The organism is Candidatus Chryseopegocella kryptomonas (assembly GCF_001536065.1).
Lineage (GTDB): Bacteria > Bacteroidota > Ignavibacteria > Kryptoniales > Kryptoniaceae > Kryptonium > Kryptonium kryptomonas.
Window position 1 is genome coordinate 1 of sequence record NZ_CZVW01000007.1, and the last position, 19,276, is coordinate 19,276.

Sequence of the window (19,276 nt, forward strand, 5' to 3'; positions counted from 1 at the left end):
GGGCTTAAAACGAGAAAGTTCCAAACAATTGCAAAAAGCAAGACAAAAAGATAAACGACTTTTTCTCTCCTGTTAAATCTCATCAAGAAATTCAATCGCTTTTTCAATTTCGTCTCTTTTCCCGAGCATCACGATCATATCGCCTTCATTTAAAACAAAATCAGAAGATGGGTTAGCGAAAATTTCTTCACCACGCTGAACCGCAACGATCCATGCTCCTGTTTGACTTTTAAGATTTAATTCAGCATTTAAACCGATCTGTCATCAGATTGATTCAAGAAGTTTTTACATTTACGGCGTAAAACTTGCAGTTTGTTCAAGATGCAGTTTGATATATCTTGGTGCTCTACTTGGTTCGGTGATTTCGTGGTTTGTTTATGAGGAAAATCTTTTGAAAAAGAGCAATTTCTTTCTCGTTCTCGCTTTGATTCCATCGCTTGTTGAATTTTTGCTTGAAAAATTTTTAAATGTTGAAATTTTAACTTTTAAACTTTTTGCTTCGCTCTGGCTTGGTGGAATTGCTGGTTTTGTTTTATCTTCGCAGATTGTGAATATGTTTGGGAGGAAATAAAACTTCTTGTTAAAGTTTTGGATTTATTTTATATTGATAGTTGAAGACGCTTTTTGAGCGTTTGACATTTGGGTTTAAGTTTTTTATCTTTAAATTGAGAAAAAATTTGGTTGCTTATGGATGCAAGGGTAATTAAACGGCTTGAAGAGATCGTCGGGCGAGAAAATGTTTTAACTTCAATAGAGAATAAAATTACCTATTCTTACGATGCCACGCCAAGTTTGGCAAGCTTACCTGAGGCGATTGTAATTCCACGAACAACGGAGGATATTTCGCAGATTTTGAAACTTGCCAATGAGGAAAATTTTGGTGTTGTTCCCCGTGGTTCGGGGACAGGTTTAAGCGGTGGCGCAGTCCCACTACCTAATACGATAATTCTTTTGATGAACAGATGGAGAAAAATTATTGAGATAGACACAGAGAATTTAACAGCGCTTGTTGAGCCAGGGGTTATTACAGCGCAACTTCATCAAGAAGTTGAAAGGAAAGGTTTATTTTATCCGCCTGATCCTGGAAGTATGACAATTTCAACAATAGGTGGGAATGTGGCTGAAAATGCAGGCGGTTTAAGGGGTTTGAAATATGGAGTTACAAAAAACTATGTTCTCGGTCTTGAAGTCGTCCTCCCAACAGGTGAAATACTTAACATCGGAGGGAAGAATGTCAAAGATGTAGCTGGATATAACCTCAAAGATGTTTTGATAGGTTCGGAAGGAACACTTGCGGTGTTTACGAAAATTTTGCTCAAACTTATCCCGAAGCCACAATCTTCAAGAACTATGCTTGCTTTCTTTGATTCAATCAAAACTGCGGGCAAAACTGTTTCAGACATAATTGCAAATCATATCACGCCGGCGACGCTTGAATTTCTTGACAATGTGACTATAAAATGCGTTGAAGATTATGCACATCTTGGATTGCCGACAAATGTAGGAGCTTTGCTGTTGATTGAGGTTGATGGACATCCGGCGCAGGTTGATGAAGAAGCCCGAAAGATAGAAGAGATTTGCAGAAAAAATAACGCAACGGATTTAAAAGTTGCAAATTCAGAAACTGAAGCAATGAATTTAAAAACAGCAAGACGCTCTGCGTTTGCGGCGCTTGCTCGTGTTAAGCCGACAACTATACTTGAAGATGCAACCGTCCCAAGAAGCTTTGTCCCAGAGATGGTTGAAAAAATTCAAGAGATTGCAAATAAATATCAAATCATAATCGGAAATTTCGGTCACGCTGGAGATGGAAATCTACATCCGACCGCTTTGACGGATGAAAGAGACAAAGAGGAAATGAAAAGAGTTGAACAAGCGTTTGAGGAAATTTTTGATTTCGCTTTGAAACTTGGCGGGACGATAACAGGTGAGCACGGGGTTGGACTTGCGAAAAGAAGATTTCTTGAAAAGCAATATAACGAAGCTGGAATTGAATTTATGAGAAAGATAAAAAGAGCACTTGATCCAAATGGAGTTTTAAATCCTGGAAAAATTTTTGACCTAATAAATCCACGCTGTGAAGGTCGTCTTCCTCTTTCAAGGGAGGAAATTGAAAAATACAAAGATTTATGGGTTTGAAATAAAAAGAAGCGGGCTATGTTTGACTTGAAAATTCCACCAGAACTTATAATCCAATGTATGCATTGTGGTATGTGTCTTCCCGTTTGTCCAACTTATAATTTAACATTTCTTGAAAAGTCATCCCCAAGAGGAAGGATACGGCTTGTGAAGGAAGTTGAAGATGGAAATTTGCCACTCACCGAAGATTTTATAAACGAGATGTATTTTTGTCTTGACTGTCAAGCATGTCAAACGGTTTGCCCTGCTGGCGTGAAATATGGAAAGATTGTTGAATCCGCACGAATTAAAATTTTTAAGCTCGGTAAAGATAAGCAGGCGTTTATGAAGAAGTTAATTTTTAAATTTGTTTTCGCATCAAATTCTCTGTTTAAATTTTTCGCACGAATTGTGAGATTTTATCAGAAAAAATTGAAACCACTTGCGTTTAATTTTGGGCTTTACGAAATCATTCCGAAAAAATTGCTCCAAATTGAAGAACTTGCCCCTGAAATTTCGGATAAGTTTTCAGATGAGATTCTTCCAGAGGTTTTGAAGCCAAATGGAGAAGCGAAGTATAAAGTCGGCTTTCTTACAGGTTGTTTTATGAATGTGATGTATTCAAAAATTAACATTGACACGGTTGAAGTTTTGCTTGAAAATAATTGTGAAGTTTATATCCCCAAAGAGCAGGTCTGCTGTGGTTCGGTTATGGCTCATTACGGAGATATTGAAACTGCAAAAAAACTTGCAAAGAAAAATATAGTTGCCTTCTCAAAGTATAAACTTGATGCTATCGTTGTTAATTCCGCTGGATGTGGCGCATTTATGAAAGAGTATGGTGAATTGTTTGAAGATGATAAAGAATTTCGTGAAAAAGCCGAAAATATAAGTAGATTGACAAAAGATGTTAATGAGTTCTTGTGCGAAATTGATTTCAAAAGGCCAGATGTTGAATTAAATTTAAAAGTCACATATCACGATGCCTGTCATCTTGCGCACACGCAGAGAATAACGGCGCAACCGAGAAAAATTATCAAATCTTTGAATGGAATTGATTTTGTTGAGCTTAATGAATCAACCTGGTGCTGTGGAAGTGCGGGGATTTACAACATTTTAAGGTATGAGGACTCAATGAAAATACTTGAGCGAAAGATAAAAAATATACTTGAAACGAATGCTGAAATTGTTTTGACCGCAAATCCTGGATGTCACGCACAAATTGAATACGGACTTAAAAAAGCAAACGCAAATATCAAAGTAATGCATCCCGTCACAATTTTAAATCTTGCATATAAATTGTCAAAAAAATCTATGGAGGAGAAAGTTGATACCGCTTAAAGATACAATTCCATCAAGAACTTATCCTATTGTGACGGTTACTTTGATTGTTTTAAATGTTTTGATTTTCCTTTTTGAGCTTTCGCTTGGTGAAAGTTTATCGGAGTTTTTTGATGTGTTTGGAGTTGTCCCGGCGACATATTTTGAGTTAAAGGAATCCGTCGCTCCATTTTTGTTAATTTATTATCCATTTCTGACATCAATGTTTTTACACGGTGGGTGGATGCATTTAATTGGAAATATGCTTTATCTGTGGGTTTTCGGGGATAATGTTGAAGATAGATTAGGGCATTTCAAATTTTTACTTTTCTATCTCGTTTGTGGCTTTGCAGCAGCTTATGCCCATGTTTATACAAATCCGCATTCTGAAATTCCAACGGTTGGTGCAAGCGGTGCGATCTCGGGTGTTCTCGGCGCTTATTTTATTCTCTTCCCTCATTCAAGAGTTATAACCCTTATTCCGATTTTCTTTTTCTTTGATTTGATTGAGGTTTCTGCGTTTTTCTTTCTCGCTTTCTGGTTCATTCTTCAATTTTTCAACGGCATTGCTTCGCTTGGAGCAGCAAGTTATGCGACAACTGGCGGAGTTGCTTGGTGGGCTCACATCGGAGGATTTATAACAGGCGCTTTGATTGCGTTTTTCCTCGTCAGGCGAAGGCGTTTTTAGAAACAAAAACTCAAAAGGGAGGTTTCTATGCTGATCAATTCTGAAAAACAGTTAAAAGAATTGAAAAACTTCCAACCAAAATCTTGTCTCGTTTCCTCGCTCTATCTTAACACAGATGGAAGCAAATTTTCAAAAAAGGAAATTGAAGTCATCTTTAAAGACCTCATTAAAGAGAAAAAATCAGAGTTTGAAGGGAAAAGGGAGTTTAACGATGTGCTTGAAGATATAAAAAAGATGGAACTTTACATTTCTCAAAATCTTGACATAACCAAAAACAAGGGAATAGTGATTTTCTCCTGTTCAAAGGAAAACTTTTGGCAGGTCTATGAGTTAAATGTTTCGCCCTCAAATTTGTTCGTCGTTGATAAAAACCCATATATTCGCCCGCTTCTTATAATAATGTCAAAACTTCACAAAATCTGCACCGTCATTTTTGATCATCGCAAAGCAAAAATTTTTCAAATTTTCGGAAATGAGATAGTTTTGAAGGAAGAAATTTACGACGAAACGCCAAAGCGAATTAAAATCGCTGGTTATCGTGGATTTGATGAGTCAAGAGTGACAGAGTATCAAGAGAACAAAATCATTGAACATTACAAAAAAATTTCAGATAAACTTCTGGAAATTTATCAGGGCGAAAAATTTGATCTTCTTTTCGTTGGAGCAAAGCAAGAAGATATAAACCAATTTGTTGAGCAACTTCATCCTTACCTTAAAAAAGTTTATTCTGGCTCGTTTCATCTTCCAATTGATGCGAAAGAAAGCGATGTTTTGAGAAAGTCGCTTGAACTTGAAAAAAAGATTGAAATGGAAAACGAGAAAAAATTGATTGAGCAAATAAGAACGCATGCAAGTTCAAAAACATCTGAAATGGCAGTTATCGGAATTAAAGACACGATAAGAGCGTTGAACGAAGCAAATGTTAGCAAACTTGTTTTCAATCTTGATTTCTCATATTCAGGTAAGTATTGCCCGTCTTGTAATTTCCTTGCTTTGAAAGAAGATAAATGTCCAAATTGTGGAACTAACCTTATCCGTGTGCCGAACATAGTTTTTAAAGTTATTGATGTCGCAACTGAAAAAAATGCCGAAATTTATCCCGTGTTTTATTCAGGTGAATTAAATCAGGAAGGCATCGGTGCTTTGTTAAGGCATCGTGGTGTAATGAAGATGACAGTTTGAAAAATAAATTTTTGATGGGAATTGAAAATAAAATGCGTAATTTTTGATCTTGACGGAACAATTGCACAGACGAACGAACTAATTTTTGAAACATTCAACTACATTGCGAAAAAATACACTGGCAAGATATTCACACCAGAAGAGATCACAACTCAATTTTTCGGACCGCCTGAAGAAGGTGGGATAAGAAAACTTCTTGAACTTTCGGAAGATGAAAATGTTAAGAAAAATTTTGATGAGTTTGTAAAAGTTGCGGTTGAGGAATTTTACGAATATTACAGAAGCAATCACCATAAAGCACGGGTTTATGAAGGCATAAAAGATTTGCTTTCGTTTTTGAAATCAAAAGGTTTAAAACTTGCAATTTTCACTGGAAAAGGAAAGATCACGACTTCTATAACGCTTGAAAAACTTGGTCTTACGGATTTTTTTGACATTATCATAACTGGTGATGATGTGAAATTTCACAAACCATCTGGCGAAGGGATTAAGAAAATACTTGATGAACTTGCTCTAACTCCCGATGAAGCAATTCTTGTCGGAGATGCAGTAAGCGATGTGAAAGCGGGAAAAGAAGCAGGTGTTAAAGTCATCTCTGCACTTTGGGATTCATACGGAAAGGAAAAAGTTATAAGTTTAAAACCTGATTTTGTTGTTTATTCTGTAAGCGAGTTGAGGAAACTTCTTGAAAAATTTATTTCTGGTGTTGAAAAATCTGGCGTAATCTTGAAAATTTTGGTTTTGTTTTTTGCATTTGTTAATTTTTTATCCGCACAAGATAAGGTTGAAATTAAAGGTTTGAGAGTTTATAGTTACGAGGATGAGATTTATCCGCCGATAATTGTAAGATTTGACACTCTCTGGAATGGTGAGCCAAATACTGCAAATGATTACATTGTGATAGAATTTGATGTCAAATATAAAACTGTTCCCGATCTTGGGATTCGTTTTTACCATTGTGATAGAAATTGGCGAAGGACGGAAAACATCTTCGTTCAAAGTTTTTTCCATAGCAAAACGCTTTATCTAAATTATACCGTCGCTGAAAAAGGAATCAAAGGTTATAACTTCCACTTTAAAAACATTTTCCCCGATCCCGACGGAATAGTTCAATTCCCGTATTCGGGAAATTATATTTTTGAGATTTATGACAGAAACGCAGATACCATCGTTTATGCGAGCGGAAGATTTATTGTAGTTGATAAATTAACAGATGTAAATGCGAGATTAAGTAAGGTGTTGCTCGGAGAAAAAGCAGATTTTAAAAATTATGTCAATCAAATTGATATTGAGGTCTCAATTCCCGATTCCCTAAATTGGTATTACATAACAACGGTTGATATTTACGAAAACTGGAAAATTTATTATCCGTATCGTGTTGATTTTAATGAGCGAAAGAAATTCACATATGTCAGCGGTTTCCCATCTGAAACAAGAATTTTCAAAATCTGGAACATTTATCCATTGAATGAATACAGACAAATTGATATTAGAAGCGAAAAAATTTATCCAAATGGTTATCCAGTCATCCCCGTTGGCGGAGTTGATAAAGTCAGAAAATTTTGGCAAGGCGAACAAGATATGAACGGCGGATGTAAAATTGTTGATGAAGGTATGTATTCAGATTATCTTGAAGTAAATTTCCGTCTTGAAGTTGATAAAGAAACAGAGCAAAAAATTAAAGGAGATATCTTCATCGTTGGTTGTTTCAACAATTGGAAACCAAGCGTTGAAGATGTTTTGAAATATGACCCTTTGAGAAATTATTACTTCGTGAAAAAATGGTTAAAGCGTGGAATTTATGATTATCAATATGTTGTTGGCTATTATGACGCAAGCAAGGATGATGTTATTGTGATTGATTGGTTTGAACTTGAAGGGAACGACTGGCAAACGAAAAATGCTTATTACATCGTTGTTTATTATAGAGATGTTCAATTTGGTGGATTTGATAGAATTGTTGGATTTGCAAAAATAGAAGGTTAGGTCTATGGAAAAAATTGATATAGGGATTATTGGCGTTGGTTATCTTGGAAGTATTCACGCAAGAATTTTATCTGGAATTCAAAGTGCTAATTTCGTCGGTGTTTATGATATAAACGAGGAAAGGGCAAAGAAAATTGCTGGTGAAATTGGTGTTAAAAGTTTTCAAACGCTTGATCAACTTCTTGACAATGTCAAAGCGGTTGTAATAGCAACGCCAACAACAACGCACAGGGATATCGCTCTTTATTGTCTTAACAGAGGAATTCACACTTTCATTGAAAAGCCGATAACCGACACAATTGAAGGAGCGGATGAAATAATTAAACTTTCTCGTGAAAAAAATTTGAAAGTTCAAGTCGGACATGTTGAAAGATTTAACCCTGCTTTGCTTTCTCTTTCTGGCTATAATATAAATCCTGTTTTTATAGAAACGCATCGTCTCGCACAGTTTAAACCCCGTGGAACGGATGTTGCAGTTATTCTTGATTTGATGATTCACGATATTGACATAATTTTAAATCTTGTGAAAAGCCAAATTTATGAAATAAGAGCAAGCGGTGTTGCGGTTATCTCTGATTCAATAGATATTGCGAATGCGAGAATTCAATTTGAAAATGGATGCATTGCAAATGTCACTGCAAGTAGAATTTCAAGAAAGAATGAAAGAAAAATGCGAATTTTCCAAAAGAATGCGTATATATCAATTGATTTTCTTCAAGGAATTGCGGAGATATTTCGGCTTGTTGATGAAGATGATGAAAGCGTTGAGCCAACCTATCTTCTCGGTTCTATAAATGAAGGAGCAAAGCGAAAGAAAATTGTTTATGAACAACCAGAGGTCAAAAATGTTAATCCAATTGAAATGGAACTTACATCATTCATTGACTCAATTTTACACGATAAACCAGTGATTGTGGATGCGGAAGATGGCAAACGCTCGCTTGAAGTTGCATTTAAAATTATCTCTGAAATTGAAAAACAGCAGAAAATCGTCAGAGAAAAAATGTCTTTTGATGTTTGAGCGAAATTGAAAACAAATTTAATTTTAAGTTATGACATTTCCTGTTGCGAAAAACTTTACAGAAGATAGAATTGAGATAAAAGATGAACTTGTTAAAACCGTTGGGAAAATTGCGGATGAAAATAAATTTGAAGCGTATGTCGTCGGTGGATATGTGAGAGACCTTTTGCTTGGGAAAGAAGTTAAAGATGTTGATTTTCTCGTCATAGGTGAGGGATTAAAATTTGCGAAGATAGTTGCGAAATACTTCGGTAAAAAAGTCACGGTTTATGCACAGTTTAGAACTGCAATGATAATGCTTGATGATAGAAAAATTGAATTTGTCGGAGCAAGAAAAGAAAGTTATCGCAAGGATTCACGAAAACCAATAGTTGAAGATGGAACTCTTGACGATGACCTTGCACGAAGGGATTTTACGATAAATGCGATTGCCGTTTCAATAAATGAAGAAACATTCGGAAAGATAATTGACCCATTTAACGGTAGAGAAGATTTAAAAAATAAAATAATCAGAACCCCGCTTGACCCAGAGCGAACATTTGACGATGACCCATTGCGAATGATGAGAGCGATAAGATTTGCATCTCAACTTGAATTTCAAATTGAGGAAAGGACATTTGAAGCGATAAAAAAGATGAAAGACAGAATAAGCATTGTTTCACAAGAAAGGATAACGGATGAATTTTTGAAAATAATGATGTCAGATAAGCCATCAATTGGTTTAAAATTGATGCAGGAGACAAGTTTGATGCGAATTATTCTTCCAGAAGTTGCGGAACTTGAAGGGACGGAGCAAAGGACGAGTTCCGAAGATGAAAACACCGCACGGTATCATCATAAAGATGTATTTCAGCATACTTGTCAGGTTGTTGACAATCTCGCACGAGTCACGGATAATGTATGGCTTCGTCTTGCAGGTTTATTTCACGATATAGCAAAGCCGAGGACGAAAGCATTTAAAGAAGGCGTCGGTTGGACTTTTTACGGTCACGATATTCTTGGCGCAAAAATGGTTCGCTCAATTTTCAGAAGGATGAAACTTCCACTTGACAAATCAAAATATGTTGAAAAACTTGTTCGCTTGCACCTCAGACCAATGGCTTTGGTTGATGAAAGCGTCACAGATTCAGCGATAAGAAGATTGATAGTTCAAGCTGGCGAAGACCTTGATGATCTGATAAAACTTTGCAGAGCAGATATAACCACACGAAACCCGAAACTTGTTCAAGAATACTCAAGAAATTATGATATCGTCGTTCAAAGAATTAAGGAAGTGGAAGAAAAGGATAGATTAAGAGCTTTTAAATCGCCTGTTAATGGGAATGAGATAATGCAGGCGCTTGGCTTGAACCCTGGACCTCTTGTTGGTCGTCTAAAAAAAGCGATAGAAGAAGCAATTCTTGAAGGAATAATTCCAAATGACCACGACAAAGCATTTGAATATCTTATGAAAATAAAGGACAAAATAATTGCTGAATATGAACAGGGAAAGAAAGAAGAAAAGCACATCGGTTAGAGCAAAATTTCTTTTATTTATTTCGTTGTTAATTCTTTATGCGAAACTTTTTTCGCACAATTTTCAGAACAAAGTCGCAACCGCATTTAAAACAGATGAAAGCATAAAAGTTGACGGTATCTTATCTGAAAAAGCATGGGAGAATGCAATTTCAATAACTGATTTCGTTCAACTTGAACCTTACGAGGGACAAAATCCAAGCGAAAGAACAGAAGTTAAAATTTTATATGACGATAACGCTATTTATTTTGGTTTTATTCTTTACGATTCTGAGCCGGATAAAATTGTCTCACGATTGACAAGGAGAGACAGAGATATTGAAAGTGATAAAATTAACATCATTCTTGATACATTTCACGACCATAAAAATGCTTATTTTTTCTCCGTAAATTCCGCAGGCGTTAAAGTTGATGGAATTATCACAGGTGATGGTTCAAGATTTGATAATGAATGGGATGGGATTTGGGACTCTGCTGTTAAGATCACGGAAATTGGCTGGATTTGTGAAGTTAAAATTCCATTTGCGATTTTGAGATTTTCAACCGATAAGGAATGGGGAATTAACTTTGAAAGATATATAAGCAGGAAAAAAGAATTAATTCAGTGGGCATTTATCTCAAAAAAGGAAACGGGGCGTGTTTCAAAAATTGGACACTTGATCGGGATCAAAACGATTAATTCGGCGAAGGGACTTGAGATTTACCCTTACACTGCGCCAAAGGTTATATTCCGACCTGAATCAGAACTTAATTCAAGAACAAGGGATATAAAGTTTGATATCGGAGTTGATTTCAGATATAAAATCAGCAATGATTTTGTTTTAAATGCAACCGTGAATCCAGATTTCAGTCAAGTTGAAGCAGACCAGGTTGTTCTTAACTTAACAACTTATGAAACATTTTATCCAGAGAAAAGGCAATTTTTCACTGATGGTTCTCAATTTTTCACATTTGGTGCCCCGGGTGGAAGGGGTGGGGGCAGAAGATTTCAAGGTATGCAAATTTTCTACTCACGAAGGATAGGAAAAAAACCGTCTGGGTTTCCAGATATCCCGGAAGGTGGGAAAATTGTCTATTTCCCAGAGCGAACAAAAATTCTTAATGCCATTAAATTAACAGGTAAAACTCAAAATGGGCTTGCACTTGGCTTCATAAATGCTTTGACAAGCCCTGAAAAAGCAATTGTATCGGATTCACTTGGAAACGAATTTAGTTCAGTTGTTGAGCCACTTGCAAATTATTCTGTTTTAAGATTGCAAAAAGATGTTATGAATAACTCGGCAATTGGATTGATTTTAACAAATGTCGCAAAAGATGGGAGATTGCCAGCAACGACGGGTGGCGTTGACTGGGGATTGAGATTTTTGAATAATACTTATAGTTTTGATGGATTTTTTGTCTTCTCAAAAACATCTCATAACGACGGGAAACCTGCAACTGCGGGAAGAATTTCAATAGCAAAAATAGCGGGTGAAAATTTTCTCTATTCAACAAATTATGATTACACCGCAAAAGGTTTTTATATAAACGATGTTGGCTATTTCTCAAGGGACAACGATCACGGCGGATCAACAGAGTTCAGATTTAAACAGGATGTAAGACCATTCTGGATAATAAGAAGATTTTACGCTGGCGTAAGATATAATTACAGATGGAACTTTGATAGGGCAACAATTATGCGTGGAATCGGCTTTGATCAGATGACTGAATTTTTAAATTATTGGAGTTTTTCAATTTTCGGATTTTACAGCCCTTGGCGTGTTTATGATGATAGAGAAACAAGGGGAAATGGATTGTATCTTGGAAAAAGTAGATATAATGTCAATTTTAGTTTGAGGACAGATTCAAGGAAAAATGTTATCTTTGACTTTGAATATGGATTTGGGGAATGGGGGTTTATTGAAAAAGATGATGTTAGAAGATGGCAAAATAGGTTTGAGTTTGGAATAACTTTTAGACCTGCGGATTGGGTTGAATTTGAAATAAACAATCAATTTAGATTTGTCCGAAATGAAGAGGCATGGGTTGATAATTTAACAGTTGGAGATAGTTTATATAGCATTTTCGCTGATAGAACAACAGATGAATTTGATTTGACATTGCGTGGCACGATAACATTTACACGTGATTTAACTTTGCAAATTTACGCTCAAACTTTCATAGCGAAGGGACATTATCAAAATTTCAAACTTTTAAAGACACCGGAAATTTTAACACCTTACGATTACGCTGGAAATCCAGATTTTAATTTGCAATCTTTTAATTTGAATTTTATCTTGAGATGGGAGTATAAAACTGGAAGTGTTTTGTATTTCGTTATAACTCAATCAAGAAATGGAAGAGAAGGAAATTACTTTACAAGTTTGCGAAGGGATATTGCACAGACATTTAAAGTCCCGGCTGTAAATGGAATTTATCTCAAATTAACACACGGAATAATAATCTAAAAAAGGAGGCATTGTTATGAGAAAAAAAATCATTCTGTTTTTATTAATACTTTTCACATCTTTCGGGGTCTCTGTTTGGTCTCAAGTTCAAAAGATGAAATTCACAATTAAAGACATGCTTTCAATTAATGTCCCATCTCAAATTGACATCTCTCCAGATGGGAAATTTGTCGTTTTTGTTTTATCAAAAGCTGATTTTGAAGAAAGCAAATACAGGACTGATCTTTACATTGTTTCAACCGAAACAGGGGAAGTCAAGCAGTTAACATTTTCAAAAGAGGACGAACGAATGCCTAAATTTTCACCTGATGGGAAAATTATTGCTTTTTTATCCGATAGAAAAGCCGCCGGAGATGAAAAGGAAGTAAAAACTCAAATATGGCTATTACCCATTGACGGTGGAGAAGCTTATAAATTAACAAATGCTCCGGAGGGAGTAATTTCATTTAACTGGATGCCCGATGGCAAAAGCATACTTTATCTTACACAGGAGACATTGCCAAAGCCAGAAAAAGAGAAAAAAGAGCGAGATAAAAAGTTAAAATTTGATCCGACAGTTGTAGATAAAGAAAAGTATCGCAAAGAGTTTTATCTTGTTGATGTTAAATCAAAGAAAGAGAGAAAAGTTTTTGTTGGGGATTACGGGGTTAGTGAATTTGATATCTCGCTAGATGGAAAATTCGTTGTTTATAACACAAATTATACAGGTGATATTGACGATGGGAAAAAGTTTGATTTGTGGATTTTTGAAGTTGAGTCGGGTAAGGCAAGGCAACTTACAACAAGACCGGGGGGTGAAAGACAGCCGAAATGGTCTCCCGACGGAAGATTTATCGCCTGCGTTGCGGATCTTGATCCGAAATTTACATATTCTCAAGAAGAACTTTTCATCGTGAATCCTCAAACAGGTGAGATGAAAAATTTAACTGAAAAATTTGACCTTGGAATTGTTGGATATGAATTTTCAAAATCGCAACCTGAAAAAATTTACGCAAGAACTGCAAGCGGTGTTTATACGCATGTTTATTTGATTTCTGCTGTAAATGGCGAGGTAAAAGAGTTTCTCGGCGGTGAAAAAGTTTATGGGGACATGGCAATTTCAAATAACGATGGTGCGATTGCTCTACTTTTGGAAGATAAAGCGAGCGCGCCAGATGTGTTTATATTCAAAAACGGAGAATTAAAAAAATTAACAAACCTGAATCCTCAACTTGAAAACTTCACATTTGGAGAACAAACTGTTATAAAATGGAAAAGTTTTGATGGATGGGTGATTGAGGGAATTCTTGTCAAGCCGGTTAATTTTGAACCAGGCAAAAAATATCCAATGCTTGTTGCTGTTCACGGTGGACCTTATGGAAGGATTCAAAATATACTTCGCCAGTATTACAATTTACAGGTTTGGGCTAACGAAGGTTATCTTGTTTTTGCGCCAAATTTCCGCGGGAGCTCCGGTTATTCAAATAAATTTGGAATTTCTAATTTTAAAGATCTCGGCGGTGGCGATTTCAAAGATATAATGGCTGGAATTGATTACATCATCAAAGAGCTTAAAATTGCAGATGAAAACAAAATTGGGATATTTGGTGGAAGTTACGGTGGATATATGACGAATTGGGCTATAACTCAAACCGATAGATTCAAAGCAGCGGTTTCAATGTTTGGTATATTTAATTTGATAACTGATTACAGCAATTCCTATCTTCCAAGCTGGGAACCAGATTATCTTGGCGATTACTATTGGAACAATCTCAAAATTTATCTTGAACGTTCACCATTTTACTATGTTAAGAACATAAAAACTCCTGTTTTGATAATGCACGGGGATGAAGATCCGAATACATTTATAAGCAATTCAAAAGAGATGTATCAAGCGTTGAAACATCTTGGTAAGACAGTTGAATTTGTTCGTTATCCTCGCGAAGGTCACGGCTTTAGAGAACCAAATCATAGAATTGATGAATTTTATCGCTGTCTTGATTGGTTTAACAAATATCTTCTTGGAATTGAACCTGAGAAAAAAGCAATTGTTCGCATTGATGAATGGGTTAATTCTGATGGTTGGAGTGTTAAGGTTGTCAGGGCAAATAAAAATGTTAATTACGCTGGATTTGACACATCAGAAAAATTTATTGAAGTTGAAATTTTATTCAAGGCAAATGAAGAAGCAAAACCTTTTGATATTTCAGTGAATGACTTTACCGTATTTGACCCCGAAGGTAATAAAATTTATCCGTCTGGTTTTCCCGTTGAGGTAAGCGGTGTTAAGGCGATTTTGAGCGGAGATTTTAAGATAAATGTCAGCACAAAAGGCGAGAACAAATACTATCCATTGAAACTTTCTTTCAAGGTTTCAAATCTCAAAGATAAACTAAAACTTAAAATTGCGAAGTTTCCACAGTTTGATTTCTTTCTTGATTAATTCTTAAAAGGGGAGGGTTTTTCAAGCCCTTCCCTTTTTTATTTTTAACCTGCCCTTTTATTCTCCCAAGATCACTTTAGAGAATCGGGCTGTAAACTTGACTTTTTAAATTTTCATTTTTATATTTTCGACCGAAAAAACAAACTGGTCAAAAATTCAAATGATCGATGTTGAGAAAACAAAGAGTGAAATAGTTGAGATAGCGAGAGAAATTTTTGCAAAATTCGGGTTCAAAAAAACAACTATGGATGAAATAGCAAAAGCGATAAAAAAAGCGAAAAGCTCGCTTTATTATTACTTCCAGAGCAAAGAGGAAGTTTTTCAAGCGGTAATTGAGCAGGAGGCAGACCTTCTGCGTGAAAAAATTGAAAAAGCAATGTCCCAAGAAGATACTCCACAAGGTAAACTTCGGGCTTATGTGATAACCAGAATGAAAGCTTTGAGACAGCTTGCAAACTTTTACAGCGCACTCAAAGATGAATACCTTGAAAATTTTAAATTCATTGAAAAGTTCAGAAGGAAATACGATGAGGAGGAAATACAAACTATAAGCAAAATTTTGTCCGATGGAGTTAAAAGAGGTGTCTTTAATGTGAAAGATGTTGAGATGACTGCACTTGCGATTTTGATAGCATTGAAAGGATTTGAGTCGTGGATTTTTCAGGGAAACATAAGATGGAGCGAGAAAGACATTGATAATTTGCTTGATGTCTTGTTTTATGGCATAGTTAAAAAATAAACTCTGGAGTCAAAATGGGAAAATTTGCAAATTTTGTCATAAAATACAGATGGATGTTAATTTCACTAATCCTAATTTTGACTCTCCTCTTTGCCTATTCAATCAAAAATTTAAAAATAAATTCCGATTTTGTTTCCTATCTTCCTGAATCAGATGAAGCGGTAAAACTCTCAAAATACATCGGAAATAAATACGGTGGGAATTTAACGGCGATTGTCGCAATTGAATCCGATGATGTTTTCAAATATGAAACATTGAAAGCGATTTATAATTTAACCGAAAAATTGAGATATGTTGATGGGGTTTCATATGTTATGAGTTTAACAAATGCAATTGATATAAAGGGAACTGATGAAGGCATTGAAATTGGAAAGTTAATTTCGGAAGTCCCGACGGACAAGCAAAGTTTAAGAGAACTCAAAAAATATGTTCTTTCAAAAGATTTGTATAAAAATCTTGTCTCAAAGGATGGAAAAGTTACCTTGATTATGTGTAGATTAAGCGATGGCGTTGATAAGGTAAAAGTTGCTCGTGAGATTAAAAAAGTGGTTGATGCGGAAAATTTGAAGGAAAAAGTTTATTTTGGGGGTTTGCCTTTTCAGATGATTGATATGAATGAAATGATAATTGATGATTTGAAGATTTTAACTCCACTTGTTGGACTTGTTATCGTGATTATTTTGTTTTTGAGTTTTAAAAATATAAGAGGCGTTGTAATTCCTTTTCTTGCGGTTGCGTTAAGCGTTGTGTGGACTTTTGGGACGATGGCGATTTTGAAAATACCTTTGACGATAATTTCAAATACTATCCCAGTAATTTTGACTGCGATCGGAAGTGCATATGGAATCCACATTGTGAACAAATTTAGAGAAGACATTGGCATTCTTGATGTTAAAGAGCGTTCAAAAGTTGCTCTATCCGAAGTTGGATTGGCTGTGTTTCTGGCTGGAATTACAACGATGGCTGGATTTATGTCGTTTGTATTTGGCTCGTATTTGATAATGATAAAGGAGTTTGGGATTTTTACAAGTGTTGGAGTTTTATATGCTCTTGTAATTTCGTTAACACTTCTCCCTTCTATTCTTTCTTTTTTGAAATGGGAGGGGAAGACGGATAGAGTTTCAAAGAAGAAAACTAATAACGAGTTTCAATTTAAAATTGTCAAAGCAGTTTCAAAAGCAAGATATGTGATTTTGATTTTAACTTTCGTATTCGTGCTTGCAAGTGTAATTGGGATTTTCAAAATAAATAGAGAGGTAAGCATACTTGAGTATTTCAAACCGCAGACGAATGTGAGAGCCACTGAAGAAATGTTGAAGAAAAATTTCGGTGGTTCGTTGCCTCTTTATATACTTGTTAAAGGTGATATTCAGAGTCCAGAGGTTCTGAAAGAGATGAAAAAGGTTGAAGAATTTTTAAAGGCAATGCCAAATGTTCATAATCCACAATCAATAGTGGATATAATTGAAGAGATGAACTATGTAATGGGCGAGGGCAAAAAGATTCCCGATACAAGGGAAAAAGTTTCTAATTTAATGTTTCTGGTTGAAGGCGAAGAAATTTTTTCGCAACTTGTTTCACCAGATAAAGATGAAGCGTTGATTCAGGCGATGGTGACTTATGAGAGTTCCACAAAAATTTCAAAAATCGTTGAGCAAATTGAGAAGTATTTTAACAGTGCAAACAATAAAGGTTTTGTTGAGTTTAAGCAAACAGGTATGCCGTTAATTTATAAGCATCTTGATGATGCGATAATAAGAAGCCAAATTCAAAGTTTGATTTTCTCTCTGATTTTTGTCTTTGCTATAATGGTTGTTTTATTGAAGTCATTTTGGGGTGGGTTGATCGGGATTGTTCCAGTTTCTTTGACGATTGTGGTCATCTATGGATTTATGGGATATTACGGGATTCCGCTTGATATAGCGACTGTTTTAATTGCTGGTGTTTCGCTTGGGATGGGGATTGATTATTCAATTCACTTTATGAACAGGTTGAAAGTTGAACTTAAAGAAAGTGATTCGTTTGAAATGGCGATAAGCAAAGTTCTTGGCACAACGGGAATTGCTATTTTGATAAATGTTCTATCTGTTGCACTTGGATTTTTTGTGCTTGTTTTCGCAAGCGTGATTCCACTTCAAAGGTTCGGGATTATGATTTTGCTAACGATGTTTCTTTCAGGCGGTGCGACATTGATTTTAATGCCAACGATAATTTTGATTTTTAAGCCAAAGTTTCTTGAAAAATTAAAGGCGGAAAAAATAGAAAGAGAAGTTTTTGCTGAAATAAATCAAAAATAAAATCTGCGGTGGAAAAATGTGGCTTATTGTTCTGTTAATTTTTTCACTTTTGTGGAATACTTCATTTGCTCAACTTACTGCGGATGAAATTTTGAAAAAGGTTGACGAGGTAACCTACGCCCCGAAAGATCAGTTTTATAAAGCAAAAGTCATTTTGATTGATAAAAACGGCAGAGAAAGTTATCGTGAAGCGTTGATGTATCAAAAGGGCACGCATAAGAGATTGGTAAAATTCACAGAGCCAGCAGATATTCGTGGCATCGGATTTTTATCTCTTCCAGATGATGTGAACTATGTTTATCTGCCAGCATTTAAAAAGAGCAGACGCATTGCTTCACACATCAAAAATCAAAATTTCGCTGGCACTGATTTTACTTATGAAGATATGGAAGCATTGACATATTCTGAAAAATGGAAGCCAGAATTTTTGAGGAAAGATGAGTCGCATTATGTTTTAAACCTTACTCCAAGAGAAGGAAGGACAAGCGATTATTCAAAACTTGTGATGTATGTTAGAACCGACAATTTCTATCCAGAGAAAATTGAGTATTATGATAAGGCAGGAAATTTGTATAAAATTTTGACGAGGAGAAAAATCCAGAAAGTTGGGAATTACTGGGTTGCATTTGAGACAGAAATGAAAGATGTTAAGAAAAATCACACAACGAGAATGGTTCTTGACGATATTAAATTTGACACAAATTTGAGCGATGATATTTTCACAGTAAGAAATCTGGAAAGGTGAATGAAGAAAATTTTAATTCTGACATTTCTTCTTTGTGGTTTTGCTTTTGCTGACGATTTCAAATTTAGTTCGGAATATCTTGAATATGATGTTTATTGGAAATTTTTGAATCTTGGCAAGATAAGGGTTATTACAAAGGTTGAGGGCGATAGCATTTATTCGTGGATTCAGGTTAAGTCAAATCCATACATCTTTTTTGTAAATGTTGATTATGCTTTTGAAAGCAAATTTCATAAAGATTCTTTGTATGATGCAATTCTTTTTGTGTATGAGATGAAAGATGGAATTCCTTTGAAGACGGCTTTTGAAAGAAACAGGGAATATCTGGTTGCACGACAGGTTGATGTAAGAAATGGGAATCTCAAGGGCGAAAGGTCAATAATTTATCCTGACAGATATTATCAGGGAATAACTGCTTTCTTCGTTGCGAGGAAGTTGTGCGGGACAGGTGTTGTGGTTTATCTTCCACTTTTATTTGCGACGGAGGAAAAAGTTGAATTTCCGCCTTTCGTTGTAAGGGTTGAAAAAGTTAAATTTGACTTTTCGGAAAGAAGAGAAGATGTCAAGGTTAATTCGTTTGATTCGGAGATTAGGACAATTAAATTCAGCGGTTATGCTCCATTTGTGAGCAAAGAACTTGCGGGAATAACGGGAGAGTTCAGCGGTTGGCTTTCGGACGATTGGGCAAGAGTTCCGATCAAAGCAACTTTTAACACATTTCTTGGGGTTGTTCGGCTTGAACTTTCAAAATGGGAAAAGTCAGGATGGAATCCGCCATTTAAAACAAAGTAGCAAA

15 protein-coding genes are annotated in these 19,276 nt (G+C 35.6%); 14 read left to right on the forward strand and 1 reads right to left on the reverse strand.

The annotated features are described in order from the left end of the window. Positions 1 to 72 precede the first annotated feature (72 nt). Complete coding sequence (locus AWW83_RS10220) at positions 73 to 258, reverse strand: cation:proton antiporter regulatory subunit (RefSeq protein ID WP_092349119.1); 186 nt, start codon at positions 256 to 258, stop codon at positions 73 to 75. A gap of 10 nt (positions 259 to 268) precedes the next feature. Here AWW83_RS10220 and AWW83_RS03895 point away from each other — a divergent pair, with 10 nt between their 5' ends. The 14 genes from AWW83_RS03895 to AWW83_RS03960 all read left to right on the forward strand — a co-directional run bounded on the left by AWW83_RS03895 (position 269) and on the right by AWW83_RS03960 (position 19,272). Continuing rightward, entirely contained in the window at positions 269 to 571 is a 303-nt protein-coding gene (locus tag AWW83_RS03895; RefSeq protein WP_268761455.1) for a DUF2085 domain-containing protein, read from the forward strand. A 116-nt stretch (positions 572 to 687) separates the two neighbouring features. Beyond that, a complete protein-coding gene (glcD, locus tag AWW83_RS03900) occupies positions 688 to 2,139 on the forward strand; it encodes a glycolate oxidase subunit GlcD (RefSeq protein ID WP_092348804.1) in 1,452 nt (483 codons plus the stop codon). Between the two features lie 18 nt (positions 2,140 to 2,157). Then, complete coding sequence (locus tag AWW83_RS03905) at positions 2,158 to 3,459, forward strand: (Fe-S)-binding protein (RefSeq protein ID WP_092348807.1); 1,302 nt, start codon at positions 2,158 to 2,160, stop codon at positions 3,457 to 3,459. After that, complete coding sequence (locus AWW83_RS03910) at positions 3,446 to 4,126, forward strand: rhomboid family intramembrane serine protease (protein ID WP_092348810.1); 681 nt, start codon at positions 3,446 to 3,448, stop codon at positions 4,124 to 4,126. The genes AWW83_RS03905 and AWW83_RS03910 overlap by 14 nt, the downstream gene beginning before the upstream one ends. 27 nt (positions 4,127 to 4,153) lie before the next feature. After that, positions 4,154 to 5,308, forward strand: coding sequence for a baeRF10 domain-containing protein (locus AWW83_RS03915; RefSeq protein ID WP_092348813.1), 1,155 nt, complete (start codon positions 4,154 to 4,156; stop codon positions 5,306 to 5,308). A gap of 21 nt (positions 5,309 to 5,329) precedes the next feature. Continuing rightward, complete coding sequence (locus AWW83_RS03920; protein WP_092348816.1) at positions 5,330 to 7,294, forward strand: type IX secretion system plug protein; 1,965 nt, start codon at positions 5,330 to 5,332, stop codon at positions 7,292 to 7,294. Between the two features lie 4 nt (positions 7,295 to 7,298). After that, entirely contained in the window at positions 7,299 to 8,315 is a 1,017-nt protein-coding gene (locus tag AWW83_RS03925) for a Gfo/Idh/MocA family protein (RefSeq protein WP_092348819.1), read from the forward strand. Positions 8,316 to 8,346: 31 nt separating this feature from the next. Continuing rightward, entirely contained in the window at positions 8,347 to 9,831 is a 1,485-nt protein-coding gene (locus AWW83_RS03930) for a CCA tRNA nucleotidyltransferase (protein ID WP_092348822.1), read from the forward strand. Then, positions 9,794 to 12,277 (forward strand): DUF5916 domain-containing protein, encoded by a 2,484-nt coding sequence (locus AWW83_RS03935; protein WP_092348825.1) that lies wholly within the window; start codon positions 9,794 to 9,796, stop codon positions 12,275 to 12,277. The genes AWW83_RS03930 and AWW83_RS03935 overlap by 38 nt, the downstream gene beginning before the upstream one ends. Positions 12,278 to 12,293: 16 nt before the next feature. Further along, positions 12,294 to 14,699 (forward strand): alpha/beta hydrolase family protein, encoded by a 2,406-nt coding sequence (locus AWW83_RS03940; RefSeq protein WP_092348829.1) that lies wholly within the window; start codon positions 12,294 to 12,296, stop codon positions 14,697 to 14,699. 160 nt (positions 14,700 to 14,859) lie between these two features. Beyond that, positions 14,860 to 15,438 carry a TetR/AcrR family transcriptional regulator gene (locus tag AWW83_RS03945; protein ID WP_234697240.1) on the forward strand — a complete coding sequence of 193 codons (579 nt, stop codon included), beginning with the start codon at positions 14,860 to 14,862 and terminating at the stop codon, positions 15,436 to 15,438. A gap of 14 nt (positions 15,439 to 15,452) precedes the next feature. Continuing rightward, positions 15,453 to 17,735 carry an efflux RND transporter permease subunit gene (locus AWW83_RS03950; RefSeq protein WP_092348831.1) on the forward strand — a complete coding sequence of 761 codons (2,283 nt, stop codon included), beginning with the start codon at positions 15,453 to 15,455 and terminating at the stop codon, positions 17,733 to 17,735. A gap of 16 nt (positions 17,736 to 17,751) precedes the next feature. Next, complete coding sequence (locus tag AWW83_RS03955; RefSeq protein ID WP_092348834.1) at positions 17,752 to 18,480, forward strand: outer membrane lipoprotein-sorting protein; 729 nt, start codon at positions 17,752 to 17,754, stop codon at positions 18,478 to 18,480. Then, the gene (locus AWW83_RS03960) at positions 18,481 to 19,272 is read left to right on the forward strand and encodes a DUF3108 domain-containing protein (RefSeq protein WP_092348837.1); all 792 of its coding nucleotides are present in this window, start codon (positions 18,481 to 18,483) and stop codon (positions 19,270 to 19,272) included. Positions 19,273 to 19,276 lie beyond the last annotated feature (4 nt).